This window comes from Alistipes sp. DJF_B185 (assembly GCF_964250025.1).
GTDB lineage: Bacteria > Bacteroidota > Bacteroidia > Bacteroidales > Rikenellaceae > Alistipes > Alistipes finegoldii.
In genome coordinates this window covers 1-22189 of sequence record NZ_CAXUDY010000020.1, presented here as the reverse complement: position 1 = coordinate 22189, position 22189 = coordinate 1, and the positions used below count along the sequence as shown (strand labels likewise).

Sequence of the window (22189 nt, the reverse complement as noted above, 5' to 3'; positions counted from 1 at the left end):
GCGCAGAAACTATGAGAAAGATCAATATGAGCTGGCAGTCGGTGTTGCTGTCGGTCGCGCTGCTCGGATTGGCTGCCTGCACCGGTGATTTCGAGGACATCAACCGCAATCCCAATCAGGTTACGGAAGAACAGATGGATGCCCTCAATTACAAGACCGGCACGAAATTCAAGTCGCTGCAGAGTCTTGTGATTCCCGTGCAGGAGCACATGTACCAGTTCAACGAATCGCTTTCGGGCGGGCCGTTCGGCGGTTACATCGGTGCTACGGTCGATACATGGCAGACCAAGTTCGAGACCTATAATCCCTCGGCCGACTGGCGCAAATGGCCTTTCGCCAACGTCATCACCGAGACCTATACCCCCTATAAGGGCATCGTCAACGGCACGGAAGACGAAGTGGCCATCGCTTTCGCCCGCCTGTTGCGAGTGGCCATCATGCACCGTGTGACGGACTCCTACGGTCCGATTCCCTATTCGAAGCTGGAGAGCAACGAGTCGGTCTATGTGGAGTACGATTCGCAGGAGACGGTCTATACGAAGATGTTCGAGGAGCTGGACGAGGCTATCGAGATACTGGGCCGCAACACGACGCTCCCGGCCGAAGCGTGGAGCCGCTACGACGGCGTCTACTACGGCAATATCGCGCAGTGGCTCAAATATGCCAATTCGCTCAAGTTGCGCATGGCCATGCGTTTGTCGTATGTGAAGTCCGACGTCGCCCGTGCGAAGGCCGCCGAGGCTATTGCCGGGGGTGTTATCGAGGCTAATGCCGACAATGCGGCGATGCACGCCGCGGAGAACCGCACGACGCTCATCTACAACGACTGGGGCGACCACCGTGTCGGAGCCGACATCCTCTGCTACATGAACGGCTACAAAGACCCGCGTATGGAGAAGATGTTCCTTGCGAACGATGTCGGCGACTATGTGGGTATCCGTATCGGCATCGATGTGACGAGCAAGTCGCAGGCCGTGTCGAAGTATTCGAATATGATCGTTGCGAGCGATACGCCCTACCTATGGTTCAATGCCGCCGAGGCAACGTTCCTGCGTGCGGAATATGAATTGCGCTGGGGCTCGGAAGAAACGGCACGGTCACTCTACGAAGCAGCCGTAAGGCTTTCGTTCGAGGAGCGCGGTGCCAGCGGCGCCGACGCCTATCTGGCCCAGACTGACGTCAAGCCCGCGCCCTACACCGATCCTGTCGGCAACTACAGCGCGATGGCCCAGAGCGACATCGGGATTCCGTGGGTCGACGGAGCCGAGAACTTCGAACGCAACCTTGAACGCATCATCGTGCAGAAATGGATCGCCATCTTCCCGCTGGGCGTCGAGGCGTGGTCGGAGCACCGCCGCACGGGCTATCCGAAACTGCTGCCCGTGCCCACCGACAAGTCGGGCGGCACGGTGGACGTAGCGCAGGGTGCACGACGCCTGCCTTACCCCGTCGAGGAGTACCAGCAGAACAACGCCAACCTTCAGTTGGCCATCCAGACGCTCGATGGCGAGCAGCAGAACGGCAACCGCACGGGCGACGTCATGGGAACCCGTGTATGGTGGGATTGCAAATCTTATAACAACTAACAGCTATGAAACAGAACTTTATATTCACGCTGCTGGCGCTGTTTTCGATGCTGTCGCTCGTCTCGTGCAGCGACTGGACGGAAACGGAGGCACTCGACAGTACGGTCAAAAAGCCTTGGGAGCAAGATCCTGCCCTATGGGCCGAGTACACCGCGACATTGAGGGCCTACAAGCAGTCGGAGCATTTCATCGTCTATGCCCGCATGCACAATTCTCCCGAGAAAGCGACCGGAGAGCAGGACTTCATGCGCTGCCTTCCGGATTCGCTGGACATCGTGACGCTGACCAACGCCGACAACTTCTCGAAATTCGACGCCGAGGACATGTCCGTCATGCACGAGAAAGGCACGAAGGTGCTCTATCAGATCGACTATGCCGCTCGTGCGGAGGAATTCGCCGATGCGGCGGCGCTCGACGCCTACTTGGATAAGGTCGTCGTTGCCGTCGCTGCCAATGGCATGGACGGCTACTCGTTCACGACCGACCCGTTGGCTGCGGATGCCACGGCTCGCATTATTGATAGGCTTGCCACGGCCAGAACTGACGGTCAGCTCCTCGTTTTCGAGGGTAATCCCCTGTCGCTCGCTGCCACCGACCGTGCAAAGATGGATTACGTCATCCTCGATACGGAGAAACTCGAAAATGTTTTGGATGTGAGACTCCATGCCCTGCACGCTGTTAACTATGCCGGCATCGAGGCCAATCGGCTGCTGCTGACCGCCGAAATCAATGCGGCGCTGTTTGATGAAGACCGCACCGAGCACGCCGCCGTCGACGAAATGTCGCGCCGCGTCGTCGAACTCGGGCCTTATGCGGGGCTTGCGGCTTACAATATTGCCGGAGATTACTACCATTCCGAGATGAACTACCAAACCATCCGGCAGGCGATACAAACGTTGAACCCCTCTAAATAAAGACAGTCATGAACATGAAAAAGATACTAATGGCGGTTCTCGTTTCGCTTGTGGCTTTCACGGCCTGCGAGAACTACGGCGATGACAATCACAAGTTCGACAATGTCGTATACCTCGACGTCGCTTCGACGAGCGACGCACAGCTCACGACCTTCAGCAACACCCGGGCTACCTACGATTGCGCGTTGCAGGCGGTACTGACATATCCGGCAGGACAGGATGTGGCGGTGACGCTCACGGTCGACCCGTCGCTCGTCGGGACGTACAATGCCCGTTACGGTACGGAGTGGACGATGCTCGATTCAAAATATTATTCTTTGCTGTCCGAAACTGTGACCATTCCGGCAGGGAAGACGACCTCCGATGCTGTCACGCTGCGCCTCCGTGAACTCACCGGAGAAGGAGATGAGCAGACCGGAGCTTTGCCAATCGACGAAACCTATCTGGTTCCAGTACGCATCGGTAGCGCATCGATCGATGTGTTGCACGGCTCCGACGTGGCTTACTACGTCGTCAAACGCTCCTCGGCCATCACCGTCGCGGCACAACTTACGGACAACTGGATCGAGTTCCCGACCCTCGATAAGTATTCCGAAAGCAGCAAGGATTGGAACGGCCTGCGGGCTGTGACCTACGAGGCCTTGATTTACATCGACGAATTCGTGAAAACCAATACTGAAGGCAATCCCGTCAACATCTCGTCCGTCATGGGCGTCGAGCAGTACCTGCTGCTGCGTATCGGCGACACGAATTTCGAGCGCGAACAGTTGCAGTTCGACGGTTCGGGCAGTGGCTCGGGCTTCGGCAAGATTCCCGGACGCGACGCGATGAAGCATCTCGAAACGGGGCGCTGGTACCATGTGGCCTGCACCTACGACCAGAATACCCGCACGGCCCGCATCTACGTCGACGGGCAGATTCAGAGCGAAGTCACGGGCGTGGGCATCACGACGCAGAACGATAAGAACTGCATCAACTTGGCCATGCGGGCGCTCTACGACCTGTGGAACACCGCTCCCGAGGGCGACAAGGCCCAGTACGAAGAACTGGGGTACGACGGCCTGAGCGAGGCCTATCAGTTCTTCATCGGCCGCTCCTACGACGACTATCGGCCTCTGAACGGCAAGATCGCCGAGGCGCGTGTATGGTCTGTGGCCCGCACGCTGGAACAGATTTGGGAAAATATGTATGAAATCGAAAACCCGGAGAACGATTCGACGCTACTCGGATACTGGAAATTCAACGAGGGGTCTGGCAATACCGTAAAGGACTATTCGATGTACGGCAACGACGGCGTCGCCAAATACGACATCATCTGGCCGCAGGGCATCGAGATTCCGAAACTTAACGAAACTAACGAGTAACTATGAAGACGATTTTAGATTTGCAAACAGGGGTGGTGACGCTTCTCTGCACGGCGGCACTCGCGGGCCTTACGGCCTGCGAGGCCGATCCCGTGATGCAGGAAAGCGGGAAGTTGCCCGACAAAGGTTCCATCGAAGAGGTTCATGTGATGTTGTGCAGCAGCAATTCCGTGGAAAATAGGGTCGATGTGCTGCTGACCGAAGGAGGGGTTATGACGAAGAACTTCTACTTGAGGCAGACACAGCCGGCGGCAGCGGGATATTCGCTCGACGCATGGTGCGATGCATCTTTGCTCAATGACTACGATGCCGGAGATGAAATCGAACGCACGCTGCTGCCGGAGGCGAATTACGAGTTCCCCGACGGCAAGACGCTCGACCTCTCGGCCGCAACGCAGCGTTCGGAATTGAAACGTATCAAGTTCTCAGCGACAGGGCTCGCCGCCGGAGAATACGTACTGCCGCTTACGGTCGCTGAACAGGACGCTCCGGACGAAAACAAGACGCTTTACTACAACGTCTCGGTTCGCCAGCCTTACACCGACGAATACGCTCTGCACGACGGCCATGACCTGTTCTTCGTGTTTTATATCAATACGAACGATTTCCAGCCGTTGCTGGTCTTGGATTACATTATGCAGAAGAAACTGGCGCGCGGCTCGACCGTAGCATGGCACGAGGCCGTAGGCAACATCGTCAACCTGCGCACCGTCCAGGTCGGCTACGATGCTGCAACCAGCCGAGCCCTGCTCAACCTTGGATCCGACATGACCTATGTGCTCAGCCAATCGACGAAATATATCCGTCCTTTGCAGGAACACGGACGCAAGGTATGTATCAGCATCGAAGGCGGAGGCACGGGGCTCGGGTTCTGCAACCTCACCGATACCCAAATCGAAGACTTCGCCGCGCAGGTCAAGACCGTTATCGAACAATACGGACTCGACGGTGTAAACCTCTGGGATCGAAATTCCGGCTACGGCAAGGAGGGCATGCCGGCTGTGAATACGACCTCCTATCCCAAACTCATCAAGGCGCTGCGCGAAGCCCTCGGCACGGAAAAATTGCTGACGCTGACCGTTTACGAGGAGCCGACCGCTACTTTCTGGAATACGGAAGCGACGGGCGGCATCGCCGTCGGAGACTATATCGACTATGCATGGTCGGGCTACAACAGCGAGAGCGAAGCCCCGCAGCTGCTCGACCCGTGGCATCCCGAACAGGAATATGTTTCGGCCTATACGCAAAAGCCGATTGCCAACCTGCCCAAGGAGCGGTACGGTTGCGTCAACTTTCCCATCTATCCTGCTGCCCGAACGGAAGAAGAGGCTATGATGCAGGAGCCGGGCTTTCTTATAGACTGGATTTTGGCCGATTATAGACCGAACAATATCATTGTCTTCGATGATTTGCGCGCCCATTTGCAGGACAATTATGAAACAGCATGGGACGGTACATTTGCAATGCATTGTACGTTTATGGACCCTGAAAACAACCTCATTTTGGGAAGCAGAAAAGGATATAATTACCTGTTCGATAAAAACAGGCTCTCTAATATATCCGAGGGCATATACAATTACGGCAAATGGCTGAAAGACTGGAATTGATAAAAACGGTCGACAAAATACACCTGTGTTCTTCCATTTTATCCTCTCACAGCTCTTTAACCGGAGCAAACAAACAATTAAAATTCAAATCAAAATGAAACAAAACTTCAAATTATTCGCAGCATTGGCAGCCAGTGCAGCGATGATGTTCTCCTGCCAGCAGGCAGAGGACCCGACGATGGACAAGGCTCAAGAGCCTATCGTCAAAACACGTGCTTACGGAGACAAAACTCCGAAGGTCACCATTTATGTCGAAACCAACGACGTGAACCCGCTCAATGCCGGCGACTATATGCTCTCCGACGGTACAGCCTACGCCGATATCGTGGAGTTCTTCGCCGCCAATCTCAACAAGGAGACGGTCAACGGCGTGGTGCGTCCGACCCTCTATCTGAACGACAAGATGACCAACCTGCTCGAAAACGGCGGTGCCGCCACCTATGTAGCCGGCCTGCAAGCCAAAGGCATCAAAGTCGTGCTCACCATCCTGCCCAACTGGCAGAATATCGACTTCACGAGTCTCAATGACACGCAGGCCGACCAGCTTGCAACGATTCTCGCCTATGCCGTAAATAAGTACGGACTCGACGGTATCGGATTCGACAACGAGTACGGCGGCACGGTGACCTCCGTTTCCGGTTCGTATGGCAACCTGATCACCAAACTGCGCGCCAAGCTGCCCGCCGGCAAGTTGATTACCCTCTTCCAGTACAATACCGGCGGTTCCAGCCAAATCAACGCAACGGCAGGTGCCAAACTCGACTATGTCTATTCCGATTTTGCGTATTACAACACCAGCATCAGTGTTGCCGGCGTAACCAAGGAGCACTATGCCCCGATGTCGATCAATCTGGGTAATTACTATTCCGCCTATCAGATTAGTCAGTATGGCAATTATGCCTATGATTTGACCGAGGCCGGTTACGGAGCGATCATGCATTTCAACCTGCGCCGGACATCTGAACGGAACCAGCTGTCACTGTTCAATTCCATTGCCGATGGAGCTTGGGAGGAAACCGTTACTTGCGAGAATGGTAACCGCCCGCAGGACTGGACGTTCGTCAGCAGCGGTTATACCATCACCTACGACGAGGCTACGGCCGAATAACTCCTCTGAGATGTATTTTGTTGACCTGTTTAGAATCGGTTGAGCATCTGTAAGCGCCCCGATTTTGACCCGCACATCTTTTGAGGTGTGCGGGTGTTTTTAACTTTCGGATAAAAAAGCCGTTCGAAGAATATTCGAACGGCAATAAGAAAATATCCGGATGTAAATGTTGACCGATTCAGAATGTGAGCATCTGTAAGTCTTTTTGTATTGAAAAATTCACTTTTAATGAATCGTAACCGGTATTTTCTTTATGAAACGCATAAATTATAAATTTATTGTAGCAAAATCAAACTTCTCGGTTAAACCATAAATGAAATAGCATAAAATAAAAGCACGGACTTAACCTATTGACACCTGAGGAATGCTACAACCCGATGAACAGATAGGAGAAGCCCGTGCTGTTTTTTGCACGATTTCCCCTATCATCCCGTCCATCTTGTCTTTGTAGCATTTTCAGGTGTCGATGACAGGATTCGACAGCTATTCGCCGTTTGGCAAAGATAAGAAAATTATCCTACAGATACAATATATGCAATTTAATTCATTGTAATAAACGACAAGTATAGATGGACAAATTGTTGCATACATCTTTGTTCAGAGCCATCTTAAAATCATTGAATCGAAAAGTTGTTTCTGAAAAAAGGCTGCAAACTTACTTTTTGAAATTTGCCCGCCTCATTACAGCACTTTGCGATGACACAGATTGTCTGTCGGCATTACATACGTTAAATTATACGCAAATCCAGTTTCGATTTCTGCTTTCTCGAATTCATGAACCGTCCGTTTCGCTTCCGCCATATATACACCGGGTTGTCGACATGACTCTCGAATTTATCTGCTTGGAAAAAGAGTTGTTATATCATCGTATTGAACACCCGCGATCTTTCATATCTGAACCTGCATTTACTTCACCGCTCCATTGGTCCAAACACTATCCTGCGATCAGCGTTTCGGAAATCCTTTGCGGACTCGATCGGATGACTCCACCTCCTTTCGTGCTGGCAGATGGTTCGACAGCTCCATTCAATTTGGTTGTTCGGGTCTTCGAGAATACATTGCATGTTAAACTCGGCGATCCGACTGATGTCAAACGCCGTGTTCTGGAACGCAAGAAAGATCGCACAAAATTTACCGATGCACTGCTTTATTCCTTGAATAAGGAAGATGAATGATTTTTTTCGATTTTTTATATCCGGGCGGATATCCGGACATGTAATTGGGTATCCTGAAAATTCCTATTTTTGCAAAGCAAACCAACCAATTCTGTGTAAGTCGAATTATGGAAAACTTGGACAAAAGCCAATTTATCGTCCTGCTCGAAACATCTCTCAACCGACGATTACTGTCCCCTGAGCAGAAGACTCTCGACGCTGCCTATGAAGATTACATCGACCTGCTGCACGGTCTTACTGTTCAATCCTGTAAATCGTCCCTCGACCTGCTGCACGAACTTGCCCGCCTCCAATCCTGCCTGATGCGGTTGCAGGAGCGAATTGTCGAAAAGGAATCTCCGCAAGTGTTGTTGCTCAAATCGGCGCTTCTATTGACGAATTTCGAGATCCGTTTAGTCTTTACCCGGGTTCGTTATCCGTCCATCGCCGCCCCGGTGTCGGTCGAAGTCCCCAAGTCGCCGCTGTTCCTCTCCGAGCAATTCACACCTACGGATATCATGGAGCTTGCTACGGCCCTGCAACTCTCCGGAGCCATACGCCGCATCGACGGCACACGGATCGATCTGGCGACACTTGTCGATGTGCTTTCCGGAACTTTCAACGTCCGTATCAACAACCCGGAGCAGTGCCGCCATACGCTCATCAACCGAAAGTTGCGTCTGACGCATTTTCTCGACATCCTGCGCAACAATCTGATTGCCTACAGCCAGCGATAGGCAGTCTGTTTTTATTCAGCATCACGCTCCGGGGATTCATCTCTCGGAGCGTTCTTTATGCGGTGCGGACAGTGACGGACTGGAGCGGACATGGGTACCTGTTTTTCTGCCGGAGATGTATCTTCGGGACTTTTAATATTCTCTGCCATGCAACAGGAAGATGATTTGAAAGCCCTTGAAAATATCGTGCAGTTCGCCCGCGGGCTGGGCGTGTTTTTTTTGGTGCTGCACGTGTATTGGTATTGCTACGAATGGCTCTCGTCATGCGGCCTGACCTACGGTTATGCCGACCGTCTCCTGCTCGATATCCAGCGGACAACTCTTCTTTTCTCCTCTCCCGTCATTACGAAACTCTGCGCCTTTCTGTTCCTCGCGCTTGGCTGCTACGGCACGAAGAGCGTCCGCAACGGCAGGGTCGACAGGCGGCATATCGTCGCTGCCGCCTGCCTCGGCTTCCCGCTGTTCTTTCTGAACGGCTTTCTGCTGTCGCTGCCCGCTGGGATCGGCTTCCGGGGCTGGAGCTACACGCTGACCCTTGGTGCGGGCTACCTCAGCCTGCTGGCCGCCGGCGTGTGGCTGCGGCGATTGATGAAACAGCCGCTTATGGACGATCCTTTCAATGACAATAACGAAAGTTTTCTTCAGGAGGAACGTTGTATTGACAACGATTGCTCGGTGAACTTACCTACGCGTTACCGCTATAAAGGACAATGGCGGAACGGGTGGATATCGGTTGTAAACGTCTACCGTTCAACGGCCGTTATCGGATTGCCCGGCTCCGGGAAAAGCTACGCAGTACTGAACAACTATATCAAACAGCATATCGAGAAGGGATTCTCGATGCTCATCTATGATTATAAGTTCGACGATTTGACGCGCATCGCCTATAACCACTTGCTCCGGCATCTGGACAAATACACCGTCAAACCGAGATTCTGCATCATCAACTTCGACGATCCCCGCCGCTCGAACCGCTGCAATCCCATCGACGCCCGCTTCATGGACGATATCTCGGATGCCTACGAAAGCGCCTACGTCACGCTTTTGAACCTCAATAAGACGTGGGTGGACAAGCAGGGTGACTTCTTCACCGATTCGGCCGTCATTCTGCTGGCGGCGATCATCTGGTACCTGAAAATCTATGACAACGGACATTATTGTACCTTCCCGCACGCCATCGAGTTTCTGTGCCAACCTCTCGAAAAGATTTTCCCGATTCTTTCATCTTATCCCGAACTGGAAAACTACCTCTCACCCTTTATGGATGCGTGGAAAAGCAATGCGCAGGATCAGTTGCAGGGACAGGTGGCATCGGTGAAAATCCCGCTCTCGCGTATGATCTCTCCGCAGCTCTATTGGGTGCTTACGGGCAATGACTTTACACTCGACATCAATAACCCTGAGGAGCCGAAAATCCTCTGCATGGGCAACAACCCCGACCGGCAGAGCATCTACGGCGCGGCGCTGGGACTCTATAATTCGCGCCTTATCCGGCTTATCAATAAAAAGGGGAAATTGAAATCGTCGCTTATCATCGACGAACTACCGACGATTTATATCCGGGGGCTGGATAACCTCATAGCCACGGCCCGCTCGAACAAGGTCTCCGTCTGTCTGGGATTTCAGGACTTTTCGCAGTTGGAGCGCGACTACGGGGAGAAAGAGGCCAAGGTCATCACTAATACTGTGGGCAATATCTTCTCGGGACAGGTCGTGGGCGACACGGCCCGCACCTTGTCGGAGCGTTTCGGCAAGATCGTGCAACTGCGCGAGTCGCACTCGGTATCGAACGAGAACGTCACCACCTCGACCAATACGCAGTTGGAAACACTGATCCCTGCCTCGAAAATCTCCAACCTCACGCAGGGCATGTTCGTCGGCTCGGTCGCCGACAACTTCGACGAGCGTATCGAGCAGAAGATCTTCCATGCCGAGATCGTCATCGACAACGATAAGGTCAAGGCGGAAACAGCAGCCTATGTCCCCATTCCCGAAATATCCTCTTTTGTCGGTGAGGACGGCAAGGATCACATGGAGGAGATCGTCAAAGAGAATTATTACCGTGTCAAAGCCGACGTTGCGGAGCTTGTCCGCCGGGAGATCGCACGTATCGAAGCCGATCCGGATCTCGCGAAACTTTTACCCAAGAAAAAACCGTAATTTTTGCCTCGGTGCGGACTGGAGCGGACTGGAGCGGACATGGGCATCGTTTCGGAAAACATGCTTCTATATTCGCGGCATGAACCTTTTGTTTCACTTAAAACATTTTGTGTTATGCCCGAAGAAAATCAGAATCAAAAACCGATTCAGACCCCCGAACAGGCCGATCCGAAGTACAAGGAAACGCTCCTGCTCTACAACGAGCAGAACGGCGCCGTGGAGGCCGTCTCCGACCTCAAACAAAGCGGTAACCAATACAAGGTTACGACGACGCAACCGCTCACGGCCAACAAACCGGCGTTCTACGAACTTCGCAACAGCTCCGCAGTCGCGGCCTTCATCAAGGGCTTCATGTCGCAGGAGAACGCCAAGCCGTTTCATTTTCTGAAAGTCGCCGCCGACAAGGCCAGCGAAGTCACACAATCGCTGCTGCGCCTTGCCGACAATCCCAAAGACCCTGAGGGCCTCAAAGCCCTTTACGATCATCGCGTCACCTCGTACCAACTCGAAAAGGTCAAGTTCGACACTCCGGATCTGAAGTTGCAGGAGCTGAAAGAGATGGGTATCATCGTTACTCCCAAAGAACTGGAGGCGATGAAGCACGGCCTTCCGACGACGGACCTGCATGACGTGACCCTCAAGATCGGCAATATTCCCGTCGCAGGTCAGTTCGCCCTGCATCCCTATAAGGACATGAACGGTGATGTGCAGGTCGGTCTGACGAGTGCCCTTCCGCGTCCGGAGTTCGAGCGCGAAGAGTACCGGATGATGTTCTCCACGAGTGAGAAGGAGCAGCTGTTGGCCGGAAAGACCCCCGACCGGCTGTACGAACTTCCCAATCCGCACACGGGAGAGAAGGAGTGGTGCTTCGCCACGCTGAATCCCGCGACGAACCGCCTTGTCACCATTCCGAAAAACGAAGTTCCCGATCTGCGTTATTTCAACGGCGTGCGTCTGGATGATACGCAGCAGAACGAACTGGCTCTGGGCGGCCGCGTCTTCGTCGAAGGCTGCTCCATGCGCGGCAGCGACATCACCTATTCAGGCAAAGTGGGCTTCGATGTCCTCTCGAACGAATACAAGATGACCGACTACCAGTTCAGCCGCCCCTATATCTCTCCGCAACTCGACAAACAGCTCGACGACCGTCAGCGCACGGCCCTGCTGAGCCCCGAAGGTCTGGATTGTTCGAAAGAGAAGGAACATCCCATTCTGGGCAAGAACGGCAAGGCGCTGAATTGTATCCTGCGTATCGACCCCCGCTCGAACGGCGTGGTCTACGATTTCTCGCAGCAGCGCCGTCAGGAGCAACAGGAAAAGCAGGAGCAGAAGGCCGAGAAAGCGCAGGAGCAGGCTCCGGATCAGGGTCAGGGCCGCGGTCGCAAACGCTAATCCGCTCCTGCGATGGAAACCCCCGATGAAAAATGGTTCCGGGAGCGCCTGCGGCATTTCCTCGAAATACGCCATCCTCCGCGTCAGTTCCACCATGTGATGATCGAACGGCGCAGCCGTCTGGCCTTCGAAAGCTACGCACAAAGCGTTGAACTGGGAGTGCCTGCCGCTTCGGCCGTCCGTGCCGCCGACAAAGTCCTGTTCCGGGGTCTGCTCTTTTCGAAATACGACACCGTCCACCTGATCCTCGCCACGGACTTCCCGATCATTCCGGAAAACCAACGACAGGAGATCGCCCTGCGACTGGTGCGTATCTGCGCTCCAATCTTTCGGGCCTACGATCTGAAAGACGACTTTTCGGAACGTCCGGAATTCCGGCAGCTCAAGGAAGAACTCCGCACTGGCATCCGCACATGGATCGACGAGAACGGCGTTCCCGGCTACCGCAGCCCGGCGCGCAAGGAAAAGCCGCCTGTCCCATACTCCGAACAACCCCGATATCCAAAACGCAACAAGCGTAAATAGTTCATTCACTTAATTTCTTATTACACGATGAAAAAGATTCTTTTTGCTGCGGCCGCCATAGCCGCCGCCCTGTTCGCCTCGTGCGACAAAACCGACGACACGCTCGACCCCGCGATGCCTGAAACATCCGACACTGCACGGATCGCCATCACGCTCACCGGAGCGGACGAGGCCGACACCCGCGCATTCTTCGACACTTCGGCCAAGGCCGAGGCGTGGGAATCCTCGCTCTCGTCGCTCTCGGTCTTCGCCTTCGACAATAGCGGAGCACTTATCATCCGCCGTGACTTCACTTCGTCGGAGCTCGCTTCCAAATCGGCGACCTTCGCGCTTCCCAAATCTGCGGCCGGCACCGAGTGCTCATTCTACGCCGTAGCGAACTACGACGCCTCGTCGGCCAAGACCCGCGCAGCCCTTACGGCCCTCGTGGAAAAGTCGGCTGCCGACTATAACGGCACCTTCGCCGAAGTGTCCTCCGCGGCCAAACGTTCGGGCGGCTTCGTGATGTCGGGCTCGACATCGAAAACCATCGGCGCCGTGAATTCCACGACGTCGGTAGGCATCACGCTCAAACGTACCGTAGCCAAAGTGGCCCTCCAGACGACCATAGACCCGTCGTTCGCCGACAAGTACGCCGGAGAGCTCACGATCAACTCCGTAAAACTCTCCAAGGCAGCCTCTCAGTCTTCGGTCGTAGCCGGCACGCCGACGCCCGGGGCCATGAGCTACACGCATACCCAAACCCTCGCCGCGGCATCGGGTAAATACAACGCCCTGTTCTACTGCTTCGAGAACGGCTCTTTAACGGCAGGAAACCGTGTGCTGCTGGAAATCAACGCTACATACGATCTGGACGGCAACGGCTCGACCACGGACGACCGCTCGGAGGTGACCTACTCGGTGGAGCTGACGGGCAAGGCCGCGGGCGAGATCCTGCGCAACGGCTACTACCGTATCGCGGCCAATATCACAGGTCTCGTAGGTCAGGATTGCGCCGTGACGGTGACCGTCGCCGACTGGGAGACACCCGTCACGCAGTCCGTCGAACTGGGAGCATAGTCCGCATGTCGTACCGGGTTCCGTCCTGTGTTTCGGGCGGAGCCCTTTTTCTTTCAAAGCTATGAAAAGATTATTATATATCCTGTCGATAAGTCTTGCCGCGACCCTTATGGGCTGCATCGCCGAAGACAGGTCGGCATGCCCTCATCCCCGCGGCGTTTCGGTTCGGCTGACAGTATGTCCCGACCCGATGACGGCCGTAACCCGCACTACGGACGAAGAGGCGCTCCGCGACCTGAACCTCTATCTCTATGACGATGACGGCGAGATCGTCCTGCACCGCTACCAGAGCTCTTCGACGCTGCGCTTCACGTCCTTGCCCGGCAACTACCGGATGCGTATCGCCGCCAATATGGGCCGTGACCTTGGTGAGAATCCCGCATCGGAAGACTTCACCGTTACGCACGCCGACGAGTACGATACGCTGCCGATGTCCTATGAGGGCGACGTTACGATCACGTCCTCGTCCGGCGGTATTCTGACACTTCCGGTCGTGGAGGTGCAGCGTGTCGTGACGAAGGTATCCTACGATATCGCCGTCAAACCCGCAGACATCGAGCTTCGCTCCGTGCAGCTTTGTTCCGTGCCGCGTGCGGTGTCGGTCTTCGACGTGGCGGCCCGGCCGTCGGACGCCCCCGACGACTACACGGACTGCCCGGAAAGCGGGATTTCGGGACAGCATATTTCGGGGAACTGCTATCTGCTTCCGAATATGCAGGGCACGGTTCCGTCCATTACCGACCAGCGCGATAAGAATCCGGACAATGCCCCCGCGAATGCGTCGTATCTTCTGATCCGGGCTGTACGGGGAGCTAAGGTATTGGCCTATTACATTTACCTGGGCGATAACAACACCACGGATTTCAATGTCCGGGCCAACGTACATTACCGGCTCGCGATTTCGATCCTTGGCGACAGCGAGGTCGACACCCGTGTCAGCAGCTATACGCTCAACGTCTATGACTCTTACGCGGAAAATGCGATCGGCGGCTACTGCACATACGACGTGATGGGCGAACTGTTCGTCGAGGTGGAGGGCGATCCGGCGCCCCTGACGCTGCGGGGACACATCACGGCCTCGCAGGGCGACAGGGATCGCCTGCTCGTGGACGATGCTTCCATCGGCACGGGCCGCGATCTGGAGCTTGCGAACCAACCGGGGCTGAATGAATATTTCCTTTACTACGACCTTCCGGTCTATACTACGGCGAACTCCCAAGTAGTCTATACCGTAACGGTCGAAGACGATGCGGGCCTTGCGCAGTCGTTCGACTTCCGCCGCCGCTTTGCAAACCGCCTTCAGGTCGTCGTCGAGACTGCCGACAACGGCAAAGGTTGGGTGAACGTCTCCCAAGCGCTCTATGACGCTGAAATCTCCGGAACGCGCAACCATGTGGTCATGTGTCACGAGATGGGCTGTACGCTGGTGGCGCTTCCTGCCGCGGGCTACCGCTTCGAGGGATGGTACACGACGGACGGCTATACGCAGCGGCTGTCGTCATCGACGACCTATCTCTACACTCCCGCATCGAACGATGCGTCGATCTTCCCGAAATTCACGGCCAACACCCAGCCGCTCGACGACGAGGGCACGGCCAACTGCTATATCGCTCCCGCGCTGAACACCTCCTATTCGTTCGACGCCACGACGATGGGCAACGGCTGCACGACGCTCAACGTCACTCCCAAGCGTCTGTCGGGCGTCTCTGCCCGCATACTGTGGGAAACGGGAACGCTGAGCGAGGCGATCGTTAAGGATGTGCGATATCAGGACGGACGAATCACCTTTACGACCGGTACGACGCACGGCAACGCCGTGATCGGGCTTTTCGACAGCCGTGGGGAATGCCTCTGGTCGTGGCATATCTGGGCGACGGACTACGATCCGGCGGCCACGGCACAGACCTATGCTTCGGGAGCTGTCTTTATGGATCGCAACCTCGGAGCGCTGGAAACGGATTATACACTGCCCGCCTCGCGCGGCCTTTACTACCAGTGGGGTCGCAAAGACCCGTTCCCGTATCCGGCCACGGCGACGGACGCTTATATACAGGCTCCGACCATCTATGCCGCGGGATTCGAATATGCCGAGAGCGATCCGCGGACTTCCGGAACCGAGTCGCCCTACGACGTGATGACCCTCGAATGGGCCACAGCGCATCCTACGACCTATATGGACGGCGTTTCCTTCGAGGACTGGGAAGAGTGGGCTTCTTCGCTGGACTGGCTCTGCGACCACCACCCGAACCTCTGGGGCAACGTCACGACCGGGAAAAATAATATCAGCCGCACCAGCCATAAATCCATTTACGATCCGTGCCCTCCGGGCTGGAAAGTACCCGGTGCCGAGGATTTCGCGGGAATAGAGCGGATAAGCGTATCGGCACCTTATTACGTTACGATCCGCTGCAACGGCACGCAGACGGCGAAGATACCTTTGGGCGGAACATTCTATGAGGGGCGTTACGACCGCAACGGGTCGCTCGGAAGGCTCTACACCAATGCCCCGTATTATCTGCATTGGGGAGGCTCGACCGGCGTGTTCCACGACGTGGCCTGCACCTCGATCGTATTCGACACGAGCAACTACCCGCCGTTCGTCAATACGACGGATTTTTACCGCTATGCCGCCAATCCCGTGCGTTGCGTCCGGGAATAGTTGAAACCTCGTAAAATTCCCACTGCCATGAAAAGATACCTGTGGATATTCGCAGTGCTCCCGTTTCTGTGGAGCTGCATCGCCGAGGACAGCTCGGCATGCCCGCAGCCCCGCGGCGTTTCAGTCCGCATGTCCGTATGTCCCGACCCGATGACGGCCGTGCCCCGCGCTGCGGACGAAGAGGCGCTCCGCGACCTGAACTTCTACCTTCTCGACGCCGACGGCAATGTCGTCCAGCACCGTTACCAGAGTTCCCCGACGCTGCGCTTCGAGTGTCTGCCGGGCGACTACCTGCTGCGCATTGCGGCCAATATGGGCCGCGACACGGGCGATAGCCCGGCATGGGAGAATCTCGCCGTTACGCACGCCGACGACTACGATACGCTGCCGATGGCTTATGAAGGCGAGGTGTCGATTCCCTCGTCGGATGAAACGGTGACGCTTCCGACCGTCGAGGTGCAGCGCGTCGTGGCGAAAGTCACCTATAACATCTCTGTCGCACCGGATGCCGGCGACATCCGCCTGCACAGCGTCCAACCCGTGAACCTCCCGGCCCGGATGCCGGTCTTCGACCCCGGGCTGCGGGCTGCGGAATATACGGCGGGAGAAATCGTCGGCTCGTCGTCGCAGACCCTGACGGGGACGTTCTACATGCTTCCGAACCTGCAGGGCGAGGTTCCCTCGATCGCCGACCAGCGGGACAAGGGCCCCGCGAACGCCCCGGCGGATGCGACGTTCCTGCGCATCCGCGCTCTGCGGGGCTCCAAGGTGCTGGACTACTATATCTATCCGGGCGGCAACAACACCTCGAACTTCGACATACGGGCCAATACGCACTATAGGCTCGATATTATGATCCGTGGCGACGCCGAGGTCGACACCCGTATCCGGGCCTATACCGTAGAGGTGCTGTGCACGCCGGAGGCTGCGCTGTCGAACGGTTTCCTGCTGGAGCGGCAGCCGATGCGCCTGACGCTGCGGCTCGGCGGGGCCTACGAAGAGACCGGGGTCGAAGCCTTCGTGGAGCTGAAGACCGGAGATGTGCGGTATTTCGGGTTCGAGGGCCAATGGGGCGCCGTTGCAAGGACGATGGAGATCCGGGGCCCGGAGAACGACTACGATATCCGTTACTGGCCGCCGTCCTTCACGCGCGAGGAGTGCCGCTTTATGTTCCGGGTTCAGATCCTCGACCGTTACGGGGAGGTCGCCTCGTTCAGTTTTCCGTACTGTTACGCCCACCTGCTTCGGGTCTACACCAAATGGTTCGACGGCAGCAACGGGAAAGGCACCGTCGCCTCGCCCGATGCGCTACGTGTGGTCGAAGACATGACGCTCTCTTCATGGTATTCGCTCATATATTGTCCTGACGAAGGCTGCACGCTCGTCGCCGAGCCCGATGCGGGCCGGTTGTTCGAGGGCTGGTGCCGGAATGCCGACCATACCGGGGTTCTGAGCTACGAGGAACAGTACCGTTTCTCCCCGGACGACGATCCCGCCGTTATTTACGCTTATTTCAGATAAAACCATGAAAACCCTCATTCATATCCTTTTGGGAACGCTGCTTTTCGCCGGCTCCTGCTCGGACGAGATGCCCGTATGCACTCCGGCCGTACACGGCCCCCGGCATGTGACCTTCACGTTCTCCTGCGACGCTCTGCCCGGCACGCGGGCTGTTGCGGACGAGAGCCGCGTCGAGGATATCAACCTTTATCTGTTCCCGGCAAACGATGCTCCGGCACGGCACGTGTACGCCGCCTCGCAGCGCACCGTCGCGCTGGAGCTTCCCGACGGCCGATACACCCTCTATGCCGTCGCCAACCTCGGCACGGACACCGGGCCGCTGCCCGAAGCCGAGGTGCGGGCGCTGCGCAGCGCATGGAACCCTGACGGATCAGACTCCGGAACGCTTCCCATGTCCGCCATGCGGACGTTTACCGTGCGCGGCACGACGCAGATCGCTATTGAACTCGTGCGGGCCGTGGCGAAGGTCGATTTCAGCTACACGGTGGCTGCCGATTTCAGCCGTTCGCTTTCCGTGCGTTCCGTACGTCTGTGCAACGTCCCGCGCTTCGCGGCGCTCTTCGGCGAGGGCCGCATCACCGCAGACGGGGAGTGCGCCGCGACGGAAGCCTTCCCGGCGGACGACGACGGCTATTCCGCCGTTTACTACCTTCCGGAGAACCTGCAGGGCGAGAACGTTTCGATTCCGGGACAGGAGCAGAAGAACGAGGCCAACGCCCCGGAATATGCCGCTTATATCCTGATCGAGGGCGAGGCGGACGGCCTGCACGTCGTCTACCGCATCTACCTGGGGGAGAACAACACCTCGGACTTCAACATCGCCCGCAACCGGGTCTACCGCATCGAGGCGCGGATTTTGGGACGCAATACCGTGGACTGGCGGGTTTCGACCACCGAGGTATCCGTGACGCCTTTCGCCGAACGTCATGCGCCCGGAGGGATCGCCACGGCGCAGCTCCGGGTCGTCAGCACGAACAACGACCGGAGCACCTGCTTCCTGACCTGCGAGCGGGAAGAGGGCGACGGCGATGTTACCCTGGACGGCGAGCCGATCCTCTTCGGAGTGCCTTATCCATTTCTCTCCGGCGACGGGGAGAGAACCGCTGATATCACTTACACGCAGCAGCGGGAAGGCGACGTGCGGCTGCGCCTCGTCCTGACCGACGAAAAAGGGTTGCATGCCGAGCGGGTGCTGCAGACGAGCTATGTCCGCGAGCCGCTGCGGGTATCCTTCACGCAGGACAAGTTCGAACTGGCGGCGCTCGACCGCGCCCGCGTGGACTTCACCATCGAGCAGGACGACTACGACGGGACTTATACCGTGCAGGTCGAAGGTACGCCGACCCTGTTCCGGAACCTGACGGATGACATCGGGCCCGTCACGGGCTATACGGTGGCGGGGAACGGCACCTACCCGCTGCGTATTCGTCCCGAGGCCGTCGGGGAGAATCCCTACCGCATCACCGTGACGGATGAAAAGGGCAACAGCGCCTTCTTCGACTCCTTTGTCACGGGAATCAAAACCGTTTCCTGCTTTACGTGCTCCTTCAGTAAAATATCGGGCGGTATCGAGGTCGTTGCGGAAGGGACCTATCCGGTTATGAACGATCTGACGATTACCCTAAACCCCACAGTGACGGTAGTGCTGCGGGGCGGGGCGACCAAGACGCTGACCTGTACGATGAACGTAAAGATCGAGGCGGATCGGATGAGGGGACGCGCCTCGGCGACGCTCGATCTCGGAACTGGCTACACGGACTACTCCGTGACCGATTACGAAGCGACTTTCTCCCGCACGGCATCCGAGAACGGAATGGTCGAATACGCCGTACAATAATCTTCAAACAGACAGAACAAATGAAAACGAAACGAATATTCATTACGGCGGTCTTGCTGTTGGCGGCCTTGTGGGGCGTGCCCCGCCGGGCTGCGGCGCAGATCTTCGCCGTAAGGGCCAACGCCCTTGCCGCATGCGGCGCGACGCTGAACGCCGGGGCCGAAGCGGCCTTGACGGACAACTGGTCGCTGGAGCTGTCCGGCTACTGGAACCCGGTGCAAACCGCATCCCTCTCGATGAACTTCCATGCCGTGCAGCTCGGCGGCCGCTACTGGTTCTACGAATCCTTCGTGGGACACTTTCTCGGACAGCACCTTACCTATGTCGGTTACGACCTCGGAAGCCGAACGAAACGCTATAAAGGTCATGCCTGCGGTCTGGGTGTCAGCTACGGGTATGCGTGGATGCTCTCGAAACGCTGGAACGTCGCCGTCGAAGCCGGCGTAGGGCTTTACCGCACGAAGGACACGCGCCGCGACCCCACGGTCGGGGACTGGGACGACGAGTATATCTACCATTACCGCCGCTGGACGCTCGCGCCGACAAAGTTAGAGGTATCGTTTTCCTACATCTTTTAACGATGAACACACGTAAAATCATAACTGTAGGAATCACCGTCGGGGTTTTATGGATGATGTTCGGCTGTTCGGTGGCCGGACGGCTTCAGCGGCAGCAGATGACAGCCTCGCTCTCGCAGCTTACCCGCGCCGAGCGGCAGGAGCGGCAGCAGGACTACCGCCCGCAGGTCGTGAAGTTGCAGCGTGACAGCAACACGTTCTTTCTTGCTCCGGTCGATACGCTTGCCGACGGCGAGCGTGTCATGGCGCTTCAGATCGAGCAGGTGACGGTCGTGGCGAAGATGCGGTCTATTCCCGAGCGCAACGGTCGTGTCGTGCTGGATTTCATCGTGACGCTGCCGAAACAGTTGTTGGGCAGAAGCCGCAGCGTCGTAATCACGCCGATATTGCACAAGCCCGACGAATCCGTGGCGCTCGAAGATCTGGTGATCCGCGGCGGACGCTTCTCGCTGCTGCAAGAGCGCGACTACTGGCAGTACGAAACCTATGTCGAACGCTTCCGCCCCGATACCGTGGGGCGCGAGGCGGCCTTCAACCGTTTCGTGAAGTTTCCCTATCCCGAAGACGTCCGGCTCGATTCACTGGTCGAAGGACGAAGCACCGTCACGTATTACTATTCCCAAGCAGTGAAAACCGACGAGACCTCGAAAAAGATGCTGGTAACGCTTCAAGGACAGGTGTTGGCCGTGGACGACAGCGCCTACCGGCTGCCGCCGTCCGATACGTTGAGCTACGTCGTATCTTCGATGCTCTCCTTCGTAGATACCGTGCCGAGGTATCGCATCAAGGTCATCGACAAGTTCGTGACCGTCGAAGATCGCAATTACATTCAGTTTTTCGTGGGCGATACCCGCGTGGTCGATACGCTGGGCGACAACCGGCAACAGCTGGACAAGATCACCGGCCTGATACGGCAGATCGTCGAACAGCAGGAGTTCTGGGTCGATACCATCACGCTGACGGCGGCATCGTCTCCGGAAGGAGCTTACGCTTTCAACGACCGTCTTTCGCAAGGACGGGCACAGGCATTGAAACGCTATCTTGTCCGCCGATACGGCAGAAGCATCGACACGATGCTTATCGTGCGGTGGGTGGCCGAGAACTGGCCGGAGCTGACGCAGCGCATTCGCACGGACAAAAGCATTGAAAACCGCGAGGCGATTCTTGCGCTAATTGCATCAGAAAAGAATCCCGACCGGCGGGAGCAGGCCATCCGGCTGCGGTTCCCGAAAGAGTATGCCTATATCCGTTCGGTGATCTACCCGCAGCTGCGGGCCGTGAATTTCCGTTACAATCTGCGCCGCAAGGGGATGGTAAAGGATACGATTCACACCACGGAGTTGGACACGACCTATGCCCGCGGCGTGGAGCTGTTGCAGAAACGCAAATACGCCAAAGCACTCTATATTCTGAACGACTACAACGACCGCAACACGGTCGTGGCCCATCTGTCGCTGGATCACAACGAGCGGGCGATGGAGTTGCTGGCCGCGATGCCCGAAGATGCCGCGACGGAGTACCTGCGGGCTATCGCCTGCTCGCGGCTGGGGCGCAAGGAGGAGGGCCGCCGCCATTTCCTCGAAGCCTGTCGATTGGACGAGCGCATGGAGTATCGGGGTAATCTCGATCCGGAAATTGCTGAACTCTTAAAATGACAAATTATTATGAAGCAACAAAAAATCAAGCATGCAATTCTGTTCTGTCTGCTTGTTGCAATTTGGGGTACACTGGCAGCTTCTCTTTTCGGCAGTTGCAATGTTTATGAATACGAAGAAGTGGAAATCATTCACTGTCCCCAAATACAGGACACAATACAGATTCCGGACTGGGAACCGGAGGAATAGACACAAGTGGCAGCGATCATTCAATCGCTGCCACTTTAGGTTTTTGCGGCAAAGGCCGACAATACAATTTATTTACGATACGGTCGCGCATCAACTGCATGGAGTTGAAATTACGCGAAATATTCTGGATGATCTCGATATAAT

General features: G+C 56.3%; 17 protein-coding genes. All 17 read left to right on the top strand.

The annotated features are described in order from the left end of the window. Positions 1–11: 11 nt before the first annotated feature. Positions 12–1586, top strand: a complete 1575-nt coding sequence (locus ACESTR_RS14885) for a SusD/RagB family nutrient-binding outer membrane lipoprotein (protein WP_288299362.1) — start codon at positions 12–14, stop codon at positions 1584–1586. 5 nt (positions 1587–1591) lie between these two features. Then, positions 1592–2500 carry a glycoside hydrolase family 18 gene (locus ACESTR_RS14880; protein ID WP_278975502.1) on the top strand — a complete coding sequence of 303 codons (909 nt, stop codon included), beginning with the start codon at positions 1592–1594 and terminating at the stop codon, positions 2498–2500. An 8-nt stretch (positions 2501–2508) separates the two neighbouring features. After that, on the top strand, positions 2509–3864 hold the full coding sequence (locus tag ACESTR_RS14875; RefSeq protein ID WP_346987760.1) for a DUF1735 and LamG domain-containing protein: 1356 nt from the start codon (positions 2509–2511) through the stop codon (positions 3862–3864). A gap of 2 nt (positions 3865–3866) precedes the next feature. Continuing rightward, positions 3867–5471 carry a BT_3987 domain-containing protein gene (locus tag ACESTR_RS14870; protein ID WP_373179392.1) on the top strand — a complete coding sequence of 535 codons (1605 nt, stop codon included), beginning with the start codon at positions 3867–3869 and terminating at the stop codon, positions 5469–5471. Positions 5472–5565: 94 nt separating this feature from the next. After that, entirely contained in the window at positions 5566–6579 is a 1014-nt protein-coding gene (locus ACESTR_RS14865) for a glycosyl hydrolase family 18 protein (RefSeq protein WP_087401865.1), read from the top strand. Between the two features lie 569 nt (positions 6580–7148). Next, positions 7149–7754, top strand: coding sequence for a hypothetical protein (locus ACESTR_RS14860; RefSeq protein ID WP_009597318.1), 606 nt, complete (start codon positions 7149–7151; stop codon positions 7752–7754). A gap of 107 nt (positions 7755–7861) precedes the next feature. After that, a complete protein-coding gene (locus ACESTR_RS14855; protein WP_015547175.1) occupies positions 7862–8470 on the top strand; it encodes an RteC domain-containing protein in 609 nt (202 codons plus the stop codon). A gap of 147 nt (positions 8471–8617) precedes the next feature. Beyond that, complete coding sequence (gene mobC, locus ACESTR_RS14850) at positions 8618–10630, top strand: conjugal transfer protein MobC (RefSeq protein WP_279183472.1); 2013 nt, start codon at positions 8618–8620, stop codon at positions 10628–10630. A gap of 114 nt (positions 10631–10744) precedes the next feature. Next, positions 10745–12022: a DUF3945 domain-containing protein gene (locus tag ACESTR_RS14845; protein ID WP_009598178.1), complete on the top strand. Its 1278-nt coding sequence runs from the start codon at positions 10745–10747 to the stop codon at positions 12020–12022. Between the two features lie 12 nt (positions 12023–12034). After that, positions 12035–12547, top strand: a complete 513-nt coding sequence (locus tag ACESTR_RS14840; RefSeq protein WP_015547173.1) for a DUF1896 family protein — start codon at positions 12035–12037, stop codon at positions 12545–12547. A gap of 27 nt (positions 12548–12574) precedes the next feature. Further along, positions 12575–13606 (top strand): FimB/Mfa2 family fimbrial subunit, encoded by a 1032-nt coding sequence (locus ACESTR_RS14835; RefSeq protein ID WP_015547172.1) that lies wholly within the window; start codon positions 12575–12577, stop codon positions 13604–13606. 61 nt (positions 13607–13667) lie between these two features. Beyond that, positions 13668–16265, top strand: a complete 2598-nt coding sequence (locus ACESTR_RS14830; protein WP_288299401.1) for an InlB B-repeat-containing protein — start codon at positions 13668–13670, stop codon at positions 16263–16265. A 27-nt stretch (positions 16266–16292) separates the two neighbouring features. Beyond that, on the top strand, positions 16293–17786 hold the full coding sequence (locus ACESTR_RS14825) for a DUF4906 domain-containing protein (RefSeq protein ID WP_288299400.1): 1494 nt from the start codon (positions 16293–16295) through the stop codon (positions 17784–17786). A 4-nt stretch (positions 17787–17790) separates the two neighbouring features. Then, positions 17791–19623, top strand: a complete 1833-nt coding sequence (locus ACESTR_RS14820; RefSeq protein WP_015547169.1) for a DUF4906 domain-containing protein — start codon at positions 17791–17793, stop codon at positions 19621–19623. 20 nt (positions 19624–19643) lie between these two features. After that, positions 19644–20201: a DUF3575 domain-containing protein gene (locus tag ACESTR_RS14815; RefSeq protein ID WP_117508549.1), complete on the top strand. Its 558-nt coding sequence runs from the start codon at positions 19644–19646 to the stop codon at positions 20199–20201. Between the two features lie 2 nt (positions 20202–20203). Beyond that, positions 20204–21856 carry an OmpA family protein gene (locus tag ACESTR_RS14810; protein ID WP_130062506.1) on the top strand — a complete coding sequence of 551 codons (1653 nt, stop codon included), beginning with the start codon at positions 20204–20206 and terminating at the stop codon, positions 21854–21856. 9 nt (positions 21857–21865) lie between these two features. Continuing rightward, entirely contained in the window at positions 21866–22045 is a 180-nt protein-coding gene (locus tag ACESTR_RS14805) for a hypothetical protein (RefSeq protein ID WP_009598202.1), read from the top strand. Positions 22046–22189 lie beyond the last annotated feature (144 nt).

Excerpts from the sequence above, each read along its gene's own strand:
- ACESTR_RS14860 (WP_009597318.1), top strand. The coding sequence starts at position 7,149 with ATGGACAAATTGTTGCATACATCTTTGTTCAGAGCCATCTTAAAATCA.
- ACESTR_RS14875 (WP_346987760.1), top strand. The coding sequence starts at position 2,509 with ATGAACATGAAAAAGATACTAATGGCGGTTCTCGTTTCGCTTGTGGCT.
- ACESTR_RS14835 (WP_015547172.1), top strand. The coding sequence starts at position 12,575 with ATGAAAAAGATTCTTTTTGCTGCGGCCGCCATAGCCGCCGCCCTGTTC.
- ACESTR_RS14855 (WP_015547175.1), top strand. The coding sequence starts at position 7,862 with ATGGAAAACTTGGACAAAAGCCAATTTATCGTCCTGCTCGAAACATCT.
- ACESTR_RS14870 (WP_373179392.1), top strand. The coding sequence starts at position 3,867 with ATGAAGACGATTTTAGATTTGCAAACAGGGGTGGTGACGCTTCTCTGC.
- mobC (WP_279183472.1), top strand. The coding sequence starts at position 8,618 with ATGCAACAGGAAGATGATTTGAAAGCCCTTGAAAATATCGTGCAGTTC.
- ACESTR_RS14815 (WP_117508549.1), top strand. The coding sequence starts at position 19,644 with ATGAAAACGAAACGAATATTCATTACGGCGGTCTTGCTGTTGGCGGCC.
- ACESTR_RS14865 (WP_087401865.1), top strand. The coding sequence starts at position 5,566 with ATGAAACAAAACTTCAAATTATTCGCAGCATTGGCAGCCAGTGCAGCG.
- ACESTR_RS14880 (WP_278975502.1), top strand. The coding sequence starts at position 1,592 with ATGAAACAGAACTTTATATTCACGCTGCTGGCGCTGTTTTCGATGCTG.
- ACESTR_RS14830 (WP_288299401.1), top strand. The coding sequence starts at position 13,668 with ATGAAAAGATTATTATATATCCTGTCGATAAGTCTTGCCGCGACCCTT.
- ACESTR_RS14885 (WP_288299362.1), top strand. The coding sequence starts at position 12 with ATGAGAAAGATCAATATGAGCTGGCAGTCGGTGTTGCTGTCGGTCGCG.
- ACESTR_RS14845 (WP_009598178.1), top strand. The coding sequence starts at position 10,745 with ATGCCCGAAGAAAATCAGAATCAAAAACCGATTCAGACCCCCGAACAG.
- ACESTR_RS14825 (WP_288299400.1), top strand. The coding sequence starts at position 16,293 with ATGAAAAGATACCTGTGGATATTCGCAGTGCTCCCGTTTCTGTGGAGC.
- ACESTR_RS14820 (WP_015547169.1), top strand. The coding sequence starts at position 17,791 with ATGAAAACCCTCATTCATATCCTTTTGGGAACGCTGCTTTTCGCCGGC.
- ACESTR_RS14805 (WP_009598202.1), top strand. The coding sequence starts at position 21,866 with ATGAAGCAACAAAAAATCAAGCATGCAATTCTGTTCTGTCTGCTTGTT.
- ACESTR_RS14840 (WP_015547173.1), top strand. The coding sequence starts at position 12,035 with ATGGAAACCCCCGATGAAAAATGGTTCCGGGAGCGCCTGCGGCATTTC.
- ACESTR_RS14810 (WP_130062506.1), top strand. The coding sequence starts at position 20,204 with ATGAACACACGTAAAATCATAACTGTAGGAATCACCGTCGGGGTTTTA.